The organism is Leifsonia sp. PS1209, assembly GCF_012317045.1.
In the GTDB taxonomy this organism is placed as follows: domain Bacteria; phylum Actinomycetota; class Actinomycetes; order Actinomycetales; family Microbacteriaceae; genus Leifsonia.
This window is the reverse complement of the sequence record NZ_CP051154.1, coordinates 3873990-3893271: the sequence shown is the minus strand read 5'-3', so window position 1 is coordinate 3893271 and position 19282 is coordinate 3873990. Positions and strand designations below refer to the sequence as shown.

Below are 19282 nucleotides of genomic sequence, written 5' to 3'. Positions count from 1 at the left end.
CCCCATGCCATCCGCCTCGCTTCCCGTCATCACCGTCGACAACCGCGTCGCCGAATCGACTGTTCTCCCGCACGTCTGGAGCATGTGCGCAGGGGCCGGCCGAGCCAATGAGGCCCTTCGGGCCGACTGGCGACAGCAGTTCCGGGAGGCTGTGGATCGCCTCGGGTTCCGCTACCTGCGCTTCCACGGCGTGTTCCACGACGACATGTTCGTGTACCGCGGTGCCTATGGCGGAGGCTTCGGGCCGGACGTGCCCCTCGAGAGCCCGGTGCACACCTTCTCATACGTGGACAAAGTGTTCGACTTTCTGGTCGACCTGGGAGTGCGGCCGTTCGTGGAGCTCGGTTTCATGCCGCGTGAGCTGGCGACGCAGACCGCGACCGTGTTCTGGTGGGGTGCGCACTGCAGCCCGCCGAACGACATGGATCGCTGGGTTGAGCTAGTGACGGGTTCGGTGGAGCACTGGATCGAGCGCTACGGTCTCGCCGAGGTACGGGAGTGGCGGTTCGAGGTCTGGAACGAGCCCAACCTCGTCCCGCATTTCTGGACCGGCACGAAGACCGAGTACTTCGAGCTCTACGCGCGAACGGTGCAGGCCATCAAGGCGATCGACGCCGAACTGAAGGTCGGCGGCCCCTCGACCAGCGTCTTCGTGCCCGATGAGCGGTACGCGGGCGAGACCGAGGACCGCTCGGCCGAGCACGGCACCGCCGCGGCATCCGACCCGGATGCGCTCGACTGGCGACCGGTGTGGATCGAGGACTTCCTGGTCTGGTGCGCAGAGCGGGAGCTGCCGGTCGATTTCATCTCGACGCATCTCTATCCCACCGACTTCGCTTTCGGGGCCAATGGCGAGGCCGTCAGCCTCACTCGGTACGCGGATGCGACGCCGGACGACTTGACGGTGTTGCGGAGGCTGATCGGCGAGAGCGCGTATCCGGATGCGGAGGTGCACATCACCGAGTGGTCGAGCTCGCCGTCGAGCCGCGACCACATCCACGACACGGTGTTTGCCGCCACATACATCGTGCGGGCCTACCTCCGTTCCGCAGATCTGGCCGACTCCATCTCCTACTGGACGTTCACCGACATCTTCGAGGAGGGCGGAGCCGGGATCGGCCCGTTCCACGGCGGGTTCGGCCTGGTGAACGAGCAGGGCATCCACAAGCCGACCTTCCACGCCTTCGAGATGCTGAACCGGCTGGGTGACAGGCTGATCGCCTCGACCACGCGCGGCGTCGTCTCGCAGCACAGCGCGACCGGAACGCTGGTCGCGCTCTTCTACAACTATCCCGACGACATGAACGGCCGCTCGGTTGGCTCGCGCAGCTCGTACGAGGCGACGCGCGACCTGGCCGGCATAGGGCCTGAGCAGCGCGTGCGGCACGCGATCGGAGGACTCGAGCCGGGCGCGGTCTTCGCGGTCGAGGTTCTCGCTCCCGGGCACGGTGACGCCGCCGAGGCGTGGAGCGCCATTGGCGAGCCCCTCAACCTCTCGCGTGCCCAGGCCGCGTACCTGCGCGAGCAGGGAGACGCCCTCCAACGTCACACCCTGGTCGCCTCCGCGAGTGGTGCCCTCGAGATCGACCTCGTCCTGACCCCCTGGGCCGTGGCATCGGTCTACGAGCTCTAGGCGCCGCAATGACGACGATCACCGGCGCCCGCGTCTTCGACGTGCGTTTCCCCACTTCGCTCAGCCTCGACGGCTCGGACGCGATGAACAAGGACGGCGACTACTCCGCCGCCTATGTCGTGCTCGACACGGACGACCCCGACCTCAGCGGGTTCGGGTTCACCTTCACGATCGGCCGTGGCAACGACCTGTGCGTCGAGGCCGCTCGCCAGCGGGCGCTTCCGCTGATCGGCCGCTCGGTGGAGGAGGTGGTCGGAGACCTCGGCGCAATTTACCGTTTGCTCGCATCCGACACCCAGTTGCGCTGGCTCGGGCCGGAGAAGGGCGTCGTGCACCTGGCGATGGCCGCCGTCATGAACGCCGTGTGGGACCTCGCCGCGCGCCGTGCAGGCAAGCCGCTGTGGCGCCTGTTGGCGGAGATGACACCGGAGGAGCTGGTCGATGCCACCGATCTCCGGTATCTCTCCGACGCTCTCACCCGGGACGAGGCGATCGGTATCCTCACCGAGATGTCCCCGACCCGCGCTCAACGCATCCACGACCTCGAAGCACGCGGCGGCTACCCCTGTTACACCACGAGTGCCGGCTGGCTCGGGTACAGCGACGAAAAGCTCCGTCGTCTGCTCAGCGAGGCTGTGGATGAGGGCTACCGGCACGTGAAGCTCAAGGTCGGCGCGAACCTGGAAGACGACATCCGTCGACTCCGGATCGCACGCGAGGTCATCGGCTGGGATGCGAAGGTCATGATCGACGCCAACCAGGTGTGGGATGTGCCGGAGGCCATTGAGTGGGTGCGGCGGCTCGCCGAGTTCAATCCGCTGTGGATCGAGGAACCGACAAGCCCGGACGACATCCTCGGCCACGCGGCGGTACGCAAGGCCGTCGCACCTATCGGCGTCGCCACCGGCGAACACGGCATGAACCGGGTCTTGTTCAAGCAGATGTTCCAGGCCGAGGCCATCGACTTCTGCCAAATCGACGCCGCTCGGCTCGCGAGCGTCAACGAGATCCTCGCCGTCTACCTGATGGCAAAGAAGTTCAACGTGCCGGTCTGCCCGCACGCCGGCGGCGTGGGATTGTGCGAGCTGGTGCAGCACCTCTCCATCTTCGACTACGTCGCAGTCTCGGGGACCCTGGAGAACCGGATCACCGAGTTCGTGGACCATCTCCACGAGCACTTCACCGACCCGTGCATCGTCGTCGACGGCAACTACACGCTCCCGTCGAAGCCCGGGTACAGCGCCGAGATGTTCGATGAATCCGTCGCCCAGTATTCGTACCCTGACGGTAGCTACTGGCACGCTCTGCCCGCCCGCGCGGACCCGTGGGTGTAGAGCCTTTTGGGGAGGGCTCCGAGAGCTGAGGTCTAATGGAGGGCCGAGTCGCAGGGCCCGACCTGCCACTTCACGAACTCGGCCGTGAAGCCCGCGCGCTCCGGCGCGCAGAGATACGGGCCTGCGACGACCACGGCGTTCTCGTGGGGTGACCATGGCGCGAGCCTGATGAGTTCGAACTCCTCGCCTTCGGCCTTGGCGCGGACGGAGATCGCGCCTGTCGCCCAGCTCACCCGGATGGTGACCGTCGTGTCCTGCCAGTGCGGTACGGGCGCTGTGGACCAGTCGGAGTACACGTCCGTGACGACGGTCGAGAGCCGGAGGACACCGTCCGCGTATTCGGCGCCGGCCTTCACCCAGTGCTCCTCGTCGACGCGTACGAGCACCCCGGCCTGGTCGAACTGCTGCGACATGCCGGCGACGAACTCGACTTCCACAGCCGTGCCGAGCTCGAAGAGGCGGAGCAGACCGTGCTCGGAGTCTCGCTCGAACCCGTACGACGTCTTCTGCCAGGCGTCGCTGCCCTTCACCGCTTCGACGCGAAGGCCGCCGCCTGGCGTCTCCGTCACGGAGGCGGGCGGGTTCCGCCAGTTGCCTTGACTCCACGGGATGTCACGCACGAGCGCGTCGGGAGCGTCGGTTTCTGTCATCAGTCCGTCCTTGGGAGCTCAGAGGGTAGGGCCGGCTAGCGCCCCGTGGTGAGAGCCTGCCGCACGCGGTCGAGCGAGCCGCCGAGGCCCCACTTCTCCGACAGCTGCTCGAGGGTGGCGCGCCGGTCGTCGTCGGGGGCATGGATGCGCGCATCCACGGTCGGCAGGTCGAGGTCGCGCACCACTTCGACCACGCGGGGTGCGACCTTCAGGTAGTCGGCGGCCGCCTCGAAGCGGGCGCGCATCGGCGCCTTCATGCTGCTGGCCGGGTCGGCTGCCGCTGCGAGGATGCCGTCAAGGTCGCCGTACTCGGTGAGGAGGGTCATCGCCGTCTTCTCGCCGATTCCGGCGACGCCGGGCAGGCCGTCGGAGCTGTCGCCGCGCATCACCGCGAAGTCCGCGTACTGCTGCGGCCGGATGCCGTACTTGCCGACCACGACCGACTCGGTCAGCGTCTCCAGGTTGCTCATGCCGCGGGCCGTGTAGATGACCCGCACGTCTGCGGCGTCGTCGACGAGCTGGAACAGGTCGCGGTCGCCGGTGACCACATCCACCGGATGCGCTTGGCCGGTCGCGAGCGTGCCGATCACGTCGTCCGCCTCGTGCTGCGCAGCGCCGACGACCGGGATGCCGAGCGCATCCAGCACCTCCCGGATGATCGGAACTTGCGTCACCAGGGCCTCCGGCGTCTCCTCCACATCCACGCCGTCCGGAACCTCGCGCGCCACCCGGTGGGCCTTGTAGCTCGGGATGAGGTCGACCCGCCAGCGAGGACGCCAGTCGTCGTCCCAGCACGCCACCAGCTCGTCCGGCCCGAAGTCGGTGACCAGCTTGGCGATGATGTCGAGGAAGCCGCGGACGGCATTCACGGGGGTGCCGTCCGGCGCGCGGACCGTGTCAGGGACCCCGTAGAATCCGCGGAAATACAGGGAAGCACTGTCCAGAAGCATCGTTCGCCCGGTCACGCCCCCGATCCTCCCACGGCGGGCAGGGTGGGCGCGAGAGGGTGGATGCGCGTCACAGCGACGCGGGAAGCCGGTCGATCGTCTGCGACCACCCCGCGTAGCAGTCGATCTTGTCCCACTCCGCGCGCTGCTCGTCGGTGAGGTGGCTGGGGAGTGCCTGGTGCAGCCGCAGCTCGGTGCGGTCGCCGGGCAGCGGGATGAGGGTGATCGTCACGCGCGGGACGTCCACGGCGTCGCGGGTCCACGCATCCACTGGAAGTTCGGGCCAGCCGCCGACCGCACCCCAGTCGAACACGAGGCGCTCGCCGGGGACGAGCTCGCGGTAGATGCCGCCCGTGACGTAGCTGGTGTCGTCATCGACGATCATCCGCTGACGCCAGGCGCCGCCGACGGTCGCGTCGGCGGCGATCGGCTCGGTGACCTCGCCGTTGCCGCTGAAGAACCAGCCGAGGTGCTCCGGTTCCGTCCACGCCGCGAACACGCGCTCGGGCGGGGCGTCGAACGTCCGCACCACCGTGAACGCCCCGGCGATGTCGTCGCCGTCGTGGTCGTCGTTCGTGCTGTTCCTGCCACCGTCGTCGTTCATCGTGTCCCCTCCACGGCCGATCTTCGCACGCCGCGCGGCGGTGTCGATAGGGTGAGATGACCGCCGCCCAGACCGAGAGGCCCACCCGTGTCCGATCTCCGCCCGATCTCCGCAGCACCCAGCATCCTCCGCGCCTCCTTCTGGCTGTGGATCGTCAGCGCTGCCGTCTCCTTCCTGGCCGGGATCGTCGGCGTTGTCGCGTCTGTGCAAGCCGGCGCATCCGGTTCGGCCGCCACCGCCGTGCTGTCCGGCACGGTCGTCGGCGCGATCGTCGGTGCCGGCCTCCGCGTCGTCATCGCCGTCTTCCTGGCGAAGGGCGTCAACTGGGCGAGGATCATCCTCACCATCCTGGGCGCCCTGACGATCCTCACCTCGCTGCCCTCGCTGTTCGTCGGAGACCTGCTGGGCATCCTGCTCCTCGCGCTCACCCTCGCGGCGGGCATCATGATGTGGTCGCCCGCCGCGTCCGCCTATCTGCGCCGCCGCTAGCCGCGCGAAACACCACCAACTGTCGCGAAACGCCCGGGATGCGCCGCAGCGACTGGCATCTCGCGGTCAGTCTTCGACGTAGAGGCCGAGCTGTTCGCCGAGCCTGTCCCGTTCGAGGAGGCGGCGGCCTGCGCCCTTGGCGCTCGCCGTGGTCAGCGTGGTGAGGATGTGGATGACCAGCGCCACCGAGGTCGGTGAGTTGGCGAAGGATGCGCTGGCCGTGTCGACCACGAGGGATTCGTCCGCGATGGCGACGAGGGGCGCATCCGGCGCGTCGGTGATCACGACGAGCGTTCCGCCCGCCTGCTTGAACAGCTCGGCGAAGTCGATCGTGTATTTGCGGTAGCGGGCGAGCGAGAAGGCCACGAGCACGTCACTGGTGCGCACGTCGCTGAGCACGTCGAGCGGTCGCACGATCGTGCCATCGATGAGGGTGACGTTCGCGAGCCCGGCGCTGAGGTCCATCGCCAGCAGGGATGCGTACGTGAACGACTTCGCTGCGCCGAGCACGAACCGGCGGCGCGCGGCGACGATCATCCCGGCGATCAGTTCGAACGCCGGATCGTCCTTGGCCCAGTCGAGCGCGTGAGCGAGCTGCTCGCGCTCCTGTTCGACCACACGGCGTTTGAGGACGAGGGCCGATCTGCGCTGCACCCGGGCGTCGTAGCGCTCGTGCGGGCTGTTGAGTTCTCCGGGATTCACATCGCGCCCTTCTGACGACATAGGAGCAGTATCACAGGAGATTCCTCCGCAGTTCATCCCCCGCGGTGCGCATGGCGGAGAGCACCCGGTCGCGCACGTCGGAGCCGCGCTGCCAATTGGCGAGCACCGCGTATGCGACGCGTCGGTCGGGGGTCATCACGAGGCCGGTGTCCGCACGCACCGTGGAGATGGTGCCCGTCTTGTTCCACAGCCACACGCCGCGATCGAAGAGGTAGTGCGCGAGCGGGTCGAGGCCGAACGCGGACGCCACCATCGACAGGTCCATCCCGGCGCCCAGCCAGCGTTGCAGCGTGTCGGAGGAGGCCGGGCTGAGGTCGGTGGCCTGCGCGGTGCGGGTGACGAAGCGCACGAGCTCGTCGGCGTTCGCGTGCGAGAGCGTGCGCGGGGCGCCGGGAGGCAGCGGCCAGCGGACGATGTCATCGAGACCGGAGTGCTCGTAGCCGATGGCGCGGGTGTGCTCCTGCACTGTGGGAAGGCCGATCACCCGGCAGAGCGTGTTCGTCGCCGCGTTGTCGCTGACGGCCCCGATCAGCGCGGCCACGTCGTAGAGGGACAGCGTGTCGGCCTGCAGCAGGTACCAGAGCCCGGAGTTGTCCATCCATTCGGATGGACGCCGGGTGACGCGCTCGTCGAGGGAGCGGGTGCCCGCATCCACTTCGGTGAGCAGCCGGTGCAGCAGGAACACCTTCCCGACGCTGGCGGTGTCGAGCACGACGTCCGGCCGGTGACGGAACAGAGTCTCGCCCGAGTCGATGTCGACGGCGAGCGCGGAGAACCGGAGGCCGGGCAGTTCCTGCTCCAGCTCGGCGAACGGCACGCTCACGAGGCGGGGATTCCGGTGACGTGCGCGCGCAGCTGCTCGCCGATGGCGTGCATGGCCGCGAGGACGGGCGCGCGTAGATCGTCTGCCGCGTCCTTCCAGTTCGCCGCGACCGCGTAGGCGACGGTGGCGGCCGGGCCGGAGAGGTGTCCGATGTCGATGCGGGCGAACGACGTGCTCCCCGTCTTGTGGCGCAGGATCATGCCCTGATACTCGTCATCGACGTGTGCGAGAGGGTCGAGGAGGAGCGCATCGGCGACCATGGATGTGTCGACGTCGGCGGCCAGCCAGTCCAGCACGCGCGCACTCACGGCGGGCGAGACGACGTCGCCGGAGCCGAGGCGACGCATGAGCTCCGCGAGCTCTGCCCCCGTGCCGTACGACGGTGTCCACGGCAGGTCGGGCGTTCGCTCGTTGCGGATGAAGTCGTGCAGCGACGTGTCGGTGAAGCCGAGCGACGGCGCGACCGCGCGCACGGTGTCCAGCCCGCACAGCCACAGGAGCGCGTTGGTGGCGAGGTTGTCGCTGACCGCGCCGACGAGCAGCGCGGCGTCCTCCACGGTCACACGCTGGTCGCGCATCCGGTACAGCAGTCCGGAGTCTGCCACGCGATGCTCCTCGGGGATCTGGATGCGCTGGCCGGGGTCGAGCTCCCCGGCCTCCAGCCTGCGCGCCACCTCGATCAGCAGGAACACCTTGCCGACGCTCGCCGTCTCGCAGACGACGTGCGGCTCGTGCGCCGCGAGGACGCCGCCGCTGCCGTCGCTGCCGCTGCCGCTGCCGCTGCCAGCGTCGACGACGCAGATCGACCACCGCACCCGCGGGTCGAGCTCGGGCAGCGCAACCGCCGTCACAGCGACGCCCCCACCGTCAGCCGGATCGCGTCCGGCTGTGCGACCAGCGCACCGTCCACGTTGAGCGGGATGCTGAGCGCGTTGGGGTCGTGCCCGAAGCCCTGCTCCCACAGCACGGGCACGCCGAGGCCGGGCAGCAGCTCGTCCACGAGCTCCCGGATGGCGTCCAGGTCGCCGCAGTTGTCCCACGATCCGAGCACGATCCCGGATGCGTCCGCCAGCCGTCCCGCGCGACCGAGCTGCACGAGGAATCCGTCGATCCGGTACTTCTGCTCGTCCACGTCTTCGAGGAACAGGATGCCGCCCGGCCGGTCGAGCGACTCCCGCGCTCCCATCGCACCGGCCAGCAGACTCAGGTTGCCTCCCGTGAACCGCCCTTCGGCGACACCGGGCACGAGCACCGACGTCTTCGGCCCGACGATCTCGCGTCCCCGCCACGACTCGAACAACCAACTGCGCACGTCGTCGCGCACGAATTCGGAGTCGCGGAACACGTCGTTCCCAACCATCGGGCAGAACAGCGTCGGCACATCCAGGTTCACCCGGAACGCTTCGTGCAGGGCGGTGATGTCGGAGGAGCCCGTGAGGAGCTTCGGCCGTCCGTCGCGCCGCAGAGCCGCATCCCGCAGCTGCTCCCAGTCGAGCCCGTCGAGCAGCCTCATCGCCCCGTAGCCGCCCCGGATGCACACCACGGCGTCCGCGTCGGGGTCCATCCACGCATCCACCAGGTCCTGGCGGCGCCCGTCGTCCGGCCCGGCGAGGTAGCTCGCGTGGGGATGCGGGTCGAGCACGTGCTCGCCGACCACCACGTCGAGCCCCCAGTCGCGGTAGTAACCGACCGCGCGCTCGAGGCTCTCTGCACTTCCCAGTCCGGACGGCGACACGAACCGCACGCGGTCGCCCGGCTTCAGCGGCGCCGTGTCGAGGTACGCGGACCTGTCCACCGCGAGGGCCGACGTGCTCATGCGAGCCTCCGCTCGATGCTCGGCGCGGCAGCGAGCAGCCTGCGCGTGTACGGGTGTTGCGGATCGAGGAGCACCTGCTCCGTCGGTCCGTACTCCACGAGGGCGCCCTCGTACATGACGGCGACAGTGTCGGCGATGTTCCACGCCAGCCCGAGGTCGTGCGTGATGACCAGTGCGCTCAGGTCCAGCCTGTCGCGCAGCGAGAGCAGCAGCGCCAGGATCTCGCCACGCACCGAGGCGTCCAGCGACGCGACCGGTTCGTCGGCGACCAGCAGCTGCGGACCGACCGCCAGCGCACCGGCGATCACCGCGCGCTGGCGCTGACCACCGGACAGCTCCTGCGGAATGGCGCGGAAGAAACGCTCCGGCGGGAGCAGTTCGGCATCGGCGAGGCTCTGCGCGACGCGCTCCTGCTCGTCGCCCTGGAAGCGCTGCACGCGCAGGCCCTCGGCGACGGACTCGTAGACGCTGATCTTGGGGTTCAGTGCTGCCGACGGGTCTTGCAGGACCATCTGCACCTCGCTGCGGAACTCGCGCAGCGCGCGTCCCCGGTGCGGGATGTCTTTGCCACGGAACCGGATGGTCGAGCCGTCGTCCGCCCGCTGCAACCCGACGATCGTGCGGGCCAGGGTGGTCTTGCCCGACCCCGACTGCCCGACCAGCGCGAGGATCTCGCCGCGCCGGAGGCTCAGGCTCACGTCTTTGACGGCCGCGAGTGGCTTGCCGCGCCCGTGATACGTGACGGTGACCCCGCGCGCTTCCAGCACCACCTCGTCCGAGAGGACGCGCGATCTGTCGGTGACCGTGACCGCGTCCGCGCGGCGGGTCACCGGGTTGAGCCTGGACGCGGGGTCGCCGATGGTCGGGAACGCCTCGGCCAGCTGACGCGTGTACGGGTGCTGCGGATTCGTGCACACCTCGTATCCGTCGCCCACTTCGACGAGCTCGCCGTCGCGCATGATCGCGATCCGCTCGCAGGCGGTGGCGAGCACGGAGAGGTCGTGGCTGATCATCAGCATCGAGATGCCGCGCTCGGAGACCAGGGTGCTGATCATGTCCAGGATCTGCTTCTGCACGATCACATCGAGGGCCGTCGTCGGTTCGTCGGCGATGATGATGTCCGGCTCGCAGGCGAGCGCCATCGCGATCATGACGCGCTGCTTCTGGCCGCCGGACAATTCGTGCGGGTAGGCCTCCGCCTTCGCGGGTGCCAGGTCGACCGCGTACAGCAGTTCGAGCGCGCGCGCCTTGCGGGCCTTGTCGGTGCGCCAGGCCTCGGAGACGTGCAGTTCGAGCGCCTCGACGATCTGCTGCCCGACCGTGCGCACGGGGTTGAGGGAGTGCATCGCGCCCTGGAAGACGATGGATGCTTCCGCCCAGCGCAGGGCCCTCAGCTCGCCGAACCGCAGGTCGGCGATGTCGGTGTCGCCGATCAGCACGCGGCCGTCCAGCCTGGCGTTTGCGGGCAGGAGCCGCAGCACACTCATGGCGAGGGTCGACTTGCCCGATCCAGACTCGCCGGCGATCCCGAGGGTGCCGCCGGTGGGCAGCTGCAGGGACACGCTCTTGACCGCGGCGATCTCGCCCTCGTCGTTGCGTCCCGCCGTGCGGTAGGTGATGCTGACGTCGTCGAAGGTCAGGTCGGGCATCAGCGGCTCCTCAGCGTCGGGTTCACGATGGTCTCGACGGCGCGGCCGATGAGGGTGAAGGCGAGGACGACCAGGACGATCGCGATGCCGGGCACGAGGATGTACCACCAGTAGCCCGCCGTCGCGGCCGACACATCCATCGAGTTCTTCAGGACCGAGCCCCACGACTGGAGAGTGGTGTCGCCGAGCCCGAGGAACGACAGGGTGGACTCCGCGATGATCGCCGACCCGACGGTGAGGGTCGTGTTCGCCAGCACGAGCGGCAGCACGGCGGGGAGCAGATGCTTCACGATGATGTGCCAGTGCCCGGCGCCGAGCACCCTGGCCCGCTCGATGTAGTCGCGCGACTCCACGGAGAGGGTCTGCGCCCTCACCACGCGCGCGGTCCCCGCCCAGGAGGTGAGCCCGATGGCGATCACGATCGTCCAGACGCCGCGCGAGAGCACGGACGAGAGGACGATCGCGAGGATGAGCGACGGCAGCACGAGGAAGAAGTCGATGATGCGCATCAGCAGGCCGCCGGTCCAGCCGGTGAAGTGGCCGGCCGCGATGCCGACGATGGTGCCGATGATCATCGACACGGCGGTGGCGGCGAAGCCGACGAGCAGCGAGACCCGCGCTCCCCAGATCATCCGCACCCACAGTTCGCGCCCCTGGTCGTCTGTGCCCAGTGGATGCGCGATCGACGGCGGCGCGAACCGCGGCTGGTCGAGGAGCTTGGTGACGTCGAGCATCCACGACGGCGCGAGCACCGGGGCGAGGAGCGCGAGCAGGATCACGACGACGAGGAAGATCAGCCCGGCCATTCCGGCGCGGCTGTGCGAGAACTCCCGGCAGAAGCTGCCGAACGCGTCCCTTCGCCTGGCCCACGCCATGCTGCGGGGCGAACGCCGTGCGGTTGCGGTGGTGGTGCCGCTCATCCGCGCCTCACTCTCGGGTCGAGCCGACGGTACACGAAGTCCGCGACGAGGTTCATGACGATGATGATGGCCGAGAAGACCACGAACGTTCCCTGCAGGAGCGGAAGATCCGGTCCCTGGATCGCCTGGTAGGTGAGCTTGCCGAGTCCTGGCCAGGAGAAGACGGTCTCGACGGTGACGGCGCCGGCGATCAGCCCGCCGATGTGCATGAAGACCAGCGTCACGGTCGGCAGCAGCGCGTTCGGGACGGCGTGGCGACGGCGGAGGTCGTCATCCTTCAGCCCTTTGGCGCGCGCGGTGACCAGGTAGTCGGCGCTCTTCTCTTCCATCACGGATGCGCGCATCACCATCACGTACTGGGCGTAGACGACGGCGACCATCGTGATCACCGGCAGCACCATGTGCGACGCCACGTCGAGAACCATGCCGAGCGGATCGTCCGGAGGGTTCGGCGACGTCATGCCGCCGGTCGGGAACCAGTGCAGGGTTCCGCCGAACACCATGAGCAGGATCAGCGCGAGCCAGAACGTCGGCACGGACCACAGCACCAGCGAGGTGCCCGTGGTGACCTTGTCGAACATCGAACCCGGTCGCCAGCCCGCCTTCTGGCCGAGCCAGAGACCGAGGGCGATGGCCAGGATCGCCGAGGTTCCGGTGAGCAGGATGGTGTTCCAGAAGTATTCGCCGATGAGCGATGCGACGCTCTGCTTGTAGACGTAGCTCTGGCCGAAGTTGAGAGTGACGACGTTGCCGATGTACTCGCCGAACTGCTGCCAGAGCGGCTTGTCGAGGCCGAGCTGCTCGCGCAGCTGCGCCATCTGCTCGGACGTCATCGGGTGCTCGCGCGCCATCGCGGCGACCGGGTCGCCCGGCAGGATCTTGAAGGCGAAGAACCCGAGGATGATCACCATCACGAGGCTGATCGCCGCTCCGCCGATCTTGTTCAGCGCGTATTTCAGCGCTGGGGCGCTGCGGACGGTCGCCTCGCCTTTTTCCTCGAGGATCACCGCCTCTGTGACGGGGGTTGCGTTGCTCATATGCCTTCTCTTCTGACGCGACGGGAGAGCGGTGGCCGCGACGGGAGTCCGCCGCGGCCACCCGGTCGACTATTCGACGTCGGCGCTCGAGCGTCGGCGCACCACGAAGAAGATGATCGCACCGATCACGATGAGGACGATCACCCCACCCGTGACGAGGAGGCCGACGTTGGGGCCGGAGTCGCTGCTCGCGCCGTCTCCGACGGGTGCGACGTCCATGAAGCCCCAGTAGCCGGACTGGTTGGCGATGATCCCGCCCTTCGCCGGCATCATCCGGAAGTCGGTGAACCGGTCGGAGCGGTAGGCCTCGAGCCCGTTGGCATACCAGTACACGATCTGCGCGGTGTCCGTGAAGTTGAGCTGCAGCATCTTCTGGACGATGGCTTCACGCTTCTTGGCGTCCGTCTCGGTCTGCTGCTCCTTGTAGAGCTTGTCGTACTCCGGGTTGCACCAGCCATCCTGCGAGGTCGCGCCGGTGCCGTCGGTCTTGGTCGGCAGGCTCGAGCAGGTGTTGATGCTGAGCTGGTAGTCCGGGTCGGGTCCGACGCTCCAGCCGCTGAAGTAGATGTCGTAGTTGCCCTTCAGCGTGTCGGCGTTGATCGTGTCGGAGTCCGTGGAGATCGGCTGGATGTCGATGCCGATCGTCTTCATCCACGGCTGGAAGTACTGCGCGACCGTCTGCTCCTGCGGGTCCGTCGAGTCCACGAAGAGGCGGAGCGAGAGGCGCTGGCCGTCCTTGACGCGAATGCCGTCCGCTCCGACCTTCCAGCCGGCGGCGTCGAGCTTGGCCTTGGCCTTGTCCGGGCTGTATGCGAGTGCCTTCACGGCCGAGTCGTCCGTGGGCAGCGTCCACTGCGGGTACGAGGACGGGATGAAGCTCGTGCCGGGGTTGCCGAGGCCGTTGAGCACCTTCGACAGCAGGGTCTTGGTGTCGGTGCCCATCCGGATGGCCTGACGCACGTTCACGTCCTGCAGGGCCGGGTTCCCGTTTCCGAACGGCTGGCCGTCGACGGTTTTGACGCCGGAGTTGAAGCTGAGCGACGAGAACCGGCGGCCGATCCCCGAGTGCTCGGTGATCCCCTCCGCGCCCTTCAGCGCCTGGTACTGGGTGGGGGTGAGGCCGGTCACGAAGTCGACGTCGCCGGAGCGGAGGGCCTGAACCTGCGCATCCGAGTTCGTGTAGTACACGTACTGGATGGTGTCGATCTTCGGGGCGCCCTTCCAGAACTTCGGGTTGGCCTTCATGGTGATGAACTGGTTGGCCTTGTAGCTCTCCAGCAGGAACGGTCCGGAGCCGACGACGTCCTTGTCGTTCGCGTACGTGGCGGGGTCGGAGATCTTCTCCCAGACGTGCTTGGGGAGGATCGGGACCTCGATGCCGGGGTTCGGAGCCTGCGGCGCCTTGAGATCGATGACGACGGTCTTGGCGTCCGGCGCCTTCACGTCGGAGAAGTTGGCGAGGAAATTGCCGTTGGCGACGGCGAGGTCGGGGTTGGTCATCATCTGATCGAAGGTGTACTTCACGTCGGCCGAGGTGATGGCCTTCCCGTCGGACCAGGTGAGACCGTCCTGCAGGGTGTACACCCACTTCTTGCCGCCCTCTTCGACCTTCCAGTGGTCGGCGAGGCCCTTCGTCGGCGAGCCGTCGACGTCGCTGTTCTGCACCAGGTTCTCGTACATGTAGCGGAAGAGGTTGGTCGGGAGCAGATAGATCGAGGTCCAGGGGTTGAAGCTGTCGACGAACCCGGAGGTCGCGATCCTCATCGTCTTGGCATCTTTGCCGGACGTCGGGGACGAGGTGGGGTCGGCGGCCTGGACACTGTGCGGCTCCGCCGCGTTCGCTGCGCCGGCGGGCGCGGCGATGATCGCTGCTGCTGCAACGAATGACAGCGCTCGGATCAGATGTTTGCGGTGCCTGGTGCGCATGGGAGTCCTTCCATCGGCCGAGGTCCAGAGCAGGACCACGAGGGTTGCAGTAATGGAACAGCATGGAGCACGTCCTGGTCAACGTATTCGTGACAGATGTTAATGAATTCGTAACGCCATGCGGGTGGCGCGGTTAAGGGTGGGTTTGCCGATAATGTGCACAATCGCACTCCCTCGCACCGCAAAGTGCCCATCGGGATGCGTTTCAGCGCGCAAATCGTGTGCAAATTGCCTATTCACGCTGAAACCGATATTCGTCCATATCGGTTGCTGGTGGAGGATGATGCGTACCGGATAATCCATTCGGGCGAGGAGGAGCGATGCCAGGAACACTGGAGGCCGACGCATCAGAGTGGCGCACCAGCCTGGTGCGCGCCGAAACGGACGAGGGATGGACGGGCCGTCAATGGACGTCGAATGTGCTCGCACCGGCTTGGGCGGGCGACGCGGGCGCCGACCAGGCCGTCGCCTCGTGGAACCTCGACCCGGACGCGACCGCTGTCGTCGAGCTCCGTGCGCGCACGGCCGGCGAACGCTGGCATCCCTGGCAGACCGTCGCTCTGTGGGGCGACATCGGCCGGCGCAGTAGCGCGGCGCCGGGAGGCGCAGCCGGCGCTACGTCCGGGGCGCCGACGATGGAGACCGACGTTCTGACGGCAGGGAGCGCAGGCTCGTTCGACGCGGTGCAGCTGCGCATCACGCTCGGCCACGAAGGCCAGGGTGAAGGCCGGGAGGGCGAGCGCGCCGCATCCAGGGATGCGCTGCGCCTGGCCGCGGTGAGCTTCAGCGCACCGGATGGTGGCGCGCCAGCCTCAGCCTCAGCGTCGGCACCGGACGCGACTCCCGGCCCGGCCGAGGCAGGAATGGTCGGCGCCGCTTCGGCCGTGCAGTCGCTGTCCCAGCGGGCGTACCCCGCCCGCGCCCACCTCGGCGGTGGAGGTCCCGCGTGGTGTTCTCCGACCTCGCTCACCATGATCGCGGGCGCCTGGGGTGCCCGCATCCCGGCCGCTGGATCGGCTGACGTTCCGGCCGGAGCCGACCCGCGCATCCCGTGGGTGGCGCGGGCCGTGTACGACGCGGCATACGACGGGACGGGCAACTGGTCGTTCAACGTCGCTCTCGCCGGAGCGCTCGGCTTCGATGCCCTGGTGACGAGGCTGTCGTCCCTGCGCTCGGCCCGCACGCTGACGGATGCGGGGATTCCGCTCGTGGCGTCGATTTCGTTCGCGCCCGGCGAGCTGCCGGGGGCCGATTACGACACCCCGGGTCACCTGCTCGTGATCCGCGGCTTCGACGCCGACGGGGATGTGCTGGTGGCCGACCCGTCGAACCCCGGCGGAGATGCCGGGCTGCGCACCTACCCCCGCCGTGCGTTCGACGATGCCTGGTCGCACAGTCGCCGCACCGTCTACCTGATCGTGCCGCGTGGTCACACCCTCCCTCCGAGCGCGGAGGGGGAGTGGTGACGGGAGCGCGGCGGTCAGTCCCCGGCGTGAGGCGTGTGAGGCGCGCGGGGTGCGATGGCCGCGAGCTCCGGACCGCCGAGCACCGCCGTGAGGAGGTCGATCCGTTCGCCGAGCGAACGGAGCGACACCCGCTCGTCGACCGCGTGAGCGCCGCCGCCCCGGGGGCCGAAGCCATCGACCGTCGGGATGCCCAGGCTCCCGAGCAGATTCGTGTCCCCTGCCCCGCTCGCCGGCCTGCCGGTGACCGTCTGCCCGACACGCGCCCCCGCGGCCGCGATCGCCGACAGCAGGTCGCCGTCTGCGGCAGACGGGCTCCACGCAGGACGGTGGCTGCGCAGCGTCGTCTCGACCACGGCGCCGCTCCGCACCGGGGAGAGAGTGCGCAGCGCCTCGAGGACGGCGTGTTCCGTCTGGCCGTCCAAGAACCGCAGGCCGATCTCCGCCTCGGCTTCCGCGGGGACGACGTTCGCCCGCCCGCCGCCCGCGATCGTCCCGACGTTGCAGAGCACCTCCGAGTGCTGAGACGCGTCGGCGACGATGCCCCTGACCGCCACCAGCTGGTCGACGAGTTCGTCGATGGCCGAGATGCCCCCGTCCGGGTCGAGCGCGGCATGGGAAGCGCGTCCGCGAACCGTCAGGCCCACCCGGGTGCTGCCGCGCCGCCCCACCTTCAGCGCTCCGTCCGGATGCGGGGACTCGAAGCCGATGGCACCGGAAACGCCATCGGCGCACGACAGGAGCAGCGCCTGCGTGGTGGGCGAGCCGACCTCCTCGTCGCACACGATCACGACGCGCACGCTCCGGTGGGGGCGTCCTCGCAGGCGCTCGGCGGCCGCGAGCATCACGAGCAGCCCGCTCTTCATGTCGTAGACGCCTGGGCCGCGCACGGTGTCGCCGTCCACGGACCACGGCACCTGATCCTCGATCGCGCCGTGCGGCCAGACCGTGTCCGAGTGGCCGACGAGCAGAAGGGGCTCGCCGACGCCCTCGAGGTCGGCGACGAGGTTGGCGCCGGCCTCCGACGTCTCGATGCGCACGTCGGCGCCCGCTGCATCCCACCATTCGGCGAGGAGACTCGTCATGCGCTCGCTCGCGCCCGCGTCGAAGGAGGGCGATTCGATCCGCGCGAGGCGCTCCAACCGGGCGAGGGTCTCACCTGCTTCGTCGTTCACCTCGTGCGTCACGCCGACTCCTGTCGCTTGTTTTACGAATCATATCGTTTGCTTGATCGGGCGCTATCGGAGCGATAACCTGGCGGTCCACGCCTCGTGCGACCAAACATAGGAAACGTATCGTGCCCCAGGCTTCCCTTTCCTCGCTTCGCGCGGAGACGCTGAGTTCCGGCGAGGAGTTCCGCGCGGCCGCGGCTCTGTACACCCGCGTTTTCGGCTACGAGCGTCCCGAGTTCTCGCTCAACCCCAATCTTCTCAGCGCTCTCGCGCGCAACGGAGGGTCCGCGGTCGGCGTGCGCACGGCCGACGACGAGCTGATCGGATTCGCGTACGGTTTCGCCGGGCGCGACGCTCGGGGCCGTGACTTCCACTATTCGCAGGCGGCCGTGGTGGATGCGGCGCACCAGGGCGAAGGCGTCGGCCGGATGCTCAAAGAGCGTCAGCGCGATGTGGCGCTCGGGTGGGGGCACCGCACGATGCGCTGGACATTCGATCCCGTGCTCTCGAGGAACGCCCACTTCAACTTCACCTCGCTCGGTGCAGAGGGTGTCGGGTTCGTGCCCGACTACTACGGCAGGGCGGGCACGGATCGAGTGGTGGTCGAGTGGCGGCTGACGCGTGACGACGACCCGTTCGACGACCTGCGCCGTGTCGAGCCGCCCGCTCTCGGCCGCGCCGACTGGGGCCGCGTCGTCCACGGGCCGCTCTCCCGCCGGGACGGCTCCGTCGAGGAGGCCGCCTGGCTCGCCGTGCCCGCGCAGGCGCCCGCCGTCTCCGACGACGGAGAGGAGCGTGCATCACATGACCTGCTGCGCGCGAACGTGCGTCAGTCGCTGGCTACTCTGATCGGCAGCGGAGCTGTCCTCGTCTCCTGCGTGCGCGTCGATCCGTCCACAGCCGTCTATCTCGCCGTCGAACGTCCGTCCCACCCCGATTCCGGCAAGGAGCCCTCCGTATGAGAATCGACCGATTGCGCCTGTTCGATGTGACCCTTCCCCTCGTCCACAGCTTCGAGACGAGCTCGCACCGCAAGACGGGGCTCAACCACCTTCTCGTCGAGGCGACGGACGCGGATGGCCGGGTCGGCTGGGGCGAGATCGCCACCCCCTCCGACCCGTACTACGGGTCGGAGACCACGCACACCGCGTGGAGCATCGCGGAGCGCTACCTCGTGCCCGCCGTTCTCGGGGTCACCTGGGAGACGCCCGAGGAACTGGAGGCGTCGTGGGGGCGCATCCGGGGTCACGAGTTCGCCAAGGCCGGCTTCTCCATCGCGGGCTGGGACCTGTTCGCGCGCTCGACCGGCCGCTCGCTCTCGTCGCAGCTCGGCGGGACGCGCGCTGCGGTGGAGGCCGGCGTCTCGCTCGGCATCGAGTCGACGGTGGACGAACTCCTCGCGCAGGTCGCCCGCCAGGTGGATGCGGGGTACAAGCGCGTGAAGCTCAAGATCGCGCCAGGATGGGACGTCGAGCCCGTCCGCGCGGTCCGCGCCGTGCATCCCGGGCTGGATCTGCATGTCGATGCCAACGGCGCGTACCGGGAGTCGGAGGAGTCCACTGCGGTGATGCTGGCCCTCGACGGCCACGGCCTGACGATGATCGAGCAGCCTTTCGCCCCGCGGGACTTCGTCGCGCACGCGCGCCTGCAGGCCGTCATCGACACCCCGGTCTGCCTCGACGAGTCGGTCGTGGCCGTCGACGATCTGCACACCATGCTCGCGCTCGACGCGGGACGGGTGCTCAACATCAAGGTGTCCAGGATGGGCGGGCTCGCGGCGGCCAGGACCGCCCACGACGTTGCCCGGGATGCGGGCATCCCAGTCTGGTGCGGCGGGATGCACGAGTTCGGGGTGGGGCGGGCGGCGAACGTCGCCATCTCCTCGCTGCCGAACTTCACGCTGCCCTCGGACGTGTCCGGTTCCGACAAGTACTACGCGCGCGACGTGATCGTGCCGCCCGTCGTCGCCACGGCCGGAATCGTGCAGGTGCCGACCGAGTCGGGCATCGGCCACGAGGTGGACGTGGACTGGGTGATGCAGAACGCGTCTCGCACGCTCGACGTCTCGGCCGCGGCCGGCTGATCAGGAGGACACC

The 19282-nt window shown here is 68.7% G+C and carries 18 protein-coding genes; 6 read left to right on the top strand and 12 right to left on the bottom strand.

Going from position 1 to position 19282, the window contains the following annotated elements:
• The first annotated feature begins 4 nt into the window (after positions 1 to 4).
• Together HF024_RS18635 and HF024_RS18630 are read left to right on the top strand one after the other, a co-directional pair.
• Positions 5 to 1633 (top strand): beta-xylosidase, encoded by a 1629-nt coding sequence (locus HF024_RS18635; protein WP_168690595.1) that lies wholly within the window; start codon positions 5 to 7, stop codon positions 1631 to 1633.
• Positions 1634 to 1641: 8 nt separating this feature from the next.
• A complete protein-coding gene (locus HF024_RS18630; RefSeq protein ID WP_168690594.1) occupies positions 1642 to 2967 on the top strand; it encodes an L-fuconate dehydratase in 1326 nt (441 codons plus the stop codon).
• A 32-nt stretch (positions 2968 to 2999) separates the two neighbouring features.
• On the opposite strand, the gene HF024_RS18625 is transcribed toward HF024_RS18630, so the two are convergent.
• The 3 genes from HF024_RS18625 to HF024_RS18615 form a co-directional block, all read right to left on the bottom strand.
• Entirely contained in the window at positions 3000 to 3617 is a 618-nt protein-coding gene (locus tag HF024_RS18625; protein ID WP_168690593.1) for a DUF1349 domain-containing protein, read from the bottom strand.
• Between the two features lie 35 nt (positions 3618 to 3652).
• Complete coding sequence (locus HF024_RS18620; protein ID WP_168690989.1) at positions 3653 to 4567, bottom strand: 5'-3' exonuclease; 915 nt, start codon at positions 4565 to 4567, stop codon at positions 3653 to 3655.
• A gap of 67 nt (positions 4568 to 4634) precedes the next feature.
• Entirely contained in the window at positions 4635 to 5168 is a 534-nt protein-coding gene (locus HF024_RS18615; RefSeq protein WP_168690592.1) for an SRPBCC domain-containing protein, read from the bottom strand.
• 87 nt (positions 5169 to 5255) lie between these two features.
• On the opposite strand from HF024_RS18615, the gene HF024_RS18610 reads away from it, so the two are divergent.
• Positions 5256 to 5657 (top strand): hypothetical protein, encoded by a 402-nt coding sequence (locus HF024_RS18610; protein WP_168690591.1) that lies wholly within the window; start codon positions 5256 to 5258, stop codon positions 5655 to 5657.
• 66 nt (positions 5658 to 5723) lie between these two features.
• On the opposite strand, the gene HF024_RS18605 is transcribed toward HF024_RS18610, so the two are convergent.
• The 8 genes from HF024_RS18605 to HF024_RS18570 all read right to left on the bottom strand — a co-directional run bounded on the left by HF024_RS18605 (position 5724) and on the right by HF024_RS18570 (position 14551).
• Positions 5724 to 6359 carry an SIS domain-containing protein gene (locus HF024_RS18605; RefSeq protein WP_247597198.1) on the bottom strand — a complete coding sequence of 212 codons (636 nt, stop codon included), beginning with the start codon at positions 6357 to 6359 and terminating at the stop codon, positions 5724 to 5726.
• Between the two features lie 31 nt (positions 6360 to 6390).
• Entirely contained in the window at positions 6391 to 7203 is an 813-nt protein-coding gene (locus tag HF024_RS18600; protein ID WP_210723987.1) for a serine hydrolase, read from the bottom strand.
• Positions 7200 to 8054 (bottom strand): serine hydrolase, encoded by an 855-nt coding sequence (locus HF024_RS18595; RefSeq protein ID WP_168690590.1) that lies wholly within the window; start codon positions 8052 to 8054, stop codon positions 7200 to 7202. The genes HF024_RS18600 and HF024_RS18595 overlap by 4 nt, the downstream gene beginning before the upstream one ends.
• Complete coding sequence (locus HF024_RS18590) at positions 8051 to 9019, bottom strand: LD-carboxypeptidase (RefSeq protein WP_168690589.1); 969 nt, start codon at positions 9017 to 9019, stop codon at positions 8051 to 8053. Before HF024_RS18590 ends, HF024_RS18595 begins: the two co-directional genes overlap by 4 nt.
• A complete protein-coding gene (locus HF024_RS18585) occupies positions 9016 to 10668 on the bottom strand; it encodes an ABC transporter ATP-binding protein (RefSeq protein WP_085368354.1) in 1653 nt (550 codons plus the stop codon). Before HF024_RS18585 ends, HF024_RS18590 begins: the two co-directional genes overlap by 4 nt.
• On the bottom strand, positions 10668 to 11588 hold the full coding sequence (locus HF024_RS18580) for an ABC transporter permease (RefSeq protein WP_085368353.1): 921 nt from the start codon (positions 11586 to 11588) through the stop codon (positions 10668 to 10670). Before HF024_RS18580 ends, HF024_RS18585 begins: the two co-directional genes overlap by 1 nt.
• The gene (locus tag HF024_RS18575) at positions 11585 to 12625 is read right to left on the bottom strand and encodes an ABC transporter permease (RefSeq protein ID WP_085368352.1); all 1041 of its coding nucleotides are present in this window, start codon (positions 12623 to 12625) and stop codon (positions 11585 to 11587) included. Before HF024_RS18575 ends, HF024_RS18580 begins: the two co-directional genes overlap by 4 nt.
• A gap of 69 nt (positions 12626 to 12694) precedes the next feature.
• Complete coding sequence (locus HF024_RS18570) at positions 12695 to 14551, bottom strand: ABC transporter substrate-binding protein (RefSeq protein ID WP_168690588.1); 1857 nt, start codon at positions 14549 to 14551, stop codon at positions 12695 to 12697.
• 320 nt (positions 14552 to 14871) lie between these two features.
• On the opposite strand from HF024_RS18570, the gene HF024_RS18565 reads away from it, so the two are divergent.
• Positions 14872 to 16017, top strand: a complete 1146-nt coding sequence (locus HF024_RS18565) for a C39 family peptidase (RefSeq protein ID WP_168690587.1) — start codon at positions 14872 to 14874, stop codon at positions 16015 to 16017.
• Positions 16018 to 16031: 14 nt separating this feature from the next.
• Here the strand turns inward: HF024_RS18565 and HF024_RS18560 are convergent, their stop codons facing one another.
• Complete coding sequence (locus HF024_RS18560; protein ID WP_247597197.1) at positions 16032 to 17201, bottom strand: M20/M25/M40 family metallo-hydrolase; 1170 nt, start codon at positions 17199 to 17201, stop codon at positions 16032 to 16034.
• Between the two features lie 110 nt (positions 17202 to 17311).
• Here HF024_RS18560 and HF024_RS18555 point away from each other — a divergent pair, with 110 nt between their 5' ends.
• Together HF024_RS18555 and menC are read left to right on the top strand one after the other, a co-directional pair.
• Positions 17312 to 18148 (top strand): GNAT family N-acetyltransferase, encoded by an 837-nt coding sequence (locus HF024_RS18555; protein ID WP_168690586.1) that lies wholly within the window; start codon positions 17312 to 17314, stop codon positions 18146 to 18148.
• Positions 18145 to 19269, top strand: a complete 1125-nt coding sequence (gene menC, locus HF024_RS18550; protein WP_168690585.1) for an o-succinylbenzoate synthase — start codon at positions 18145 to 18147, stop codon at positions 19267 to 19269. The genes HF024_RS18555 and menC overlap by 4 nt, the downstream gene beginning before the upstream one ends.
• Positions 19270 to 19282 lie beyond the last annotated feature (13 nt).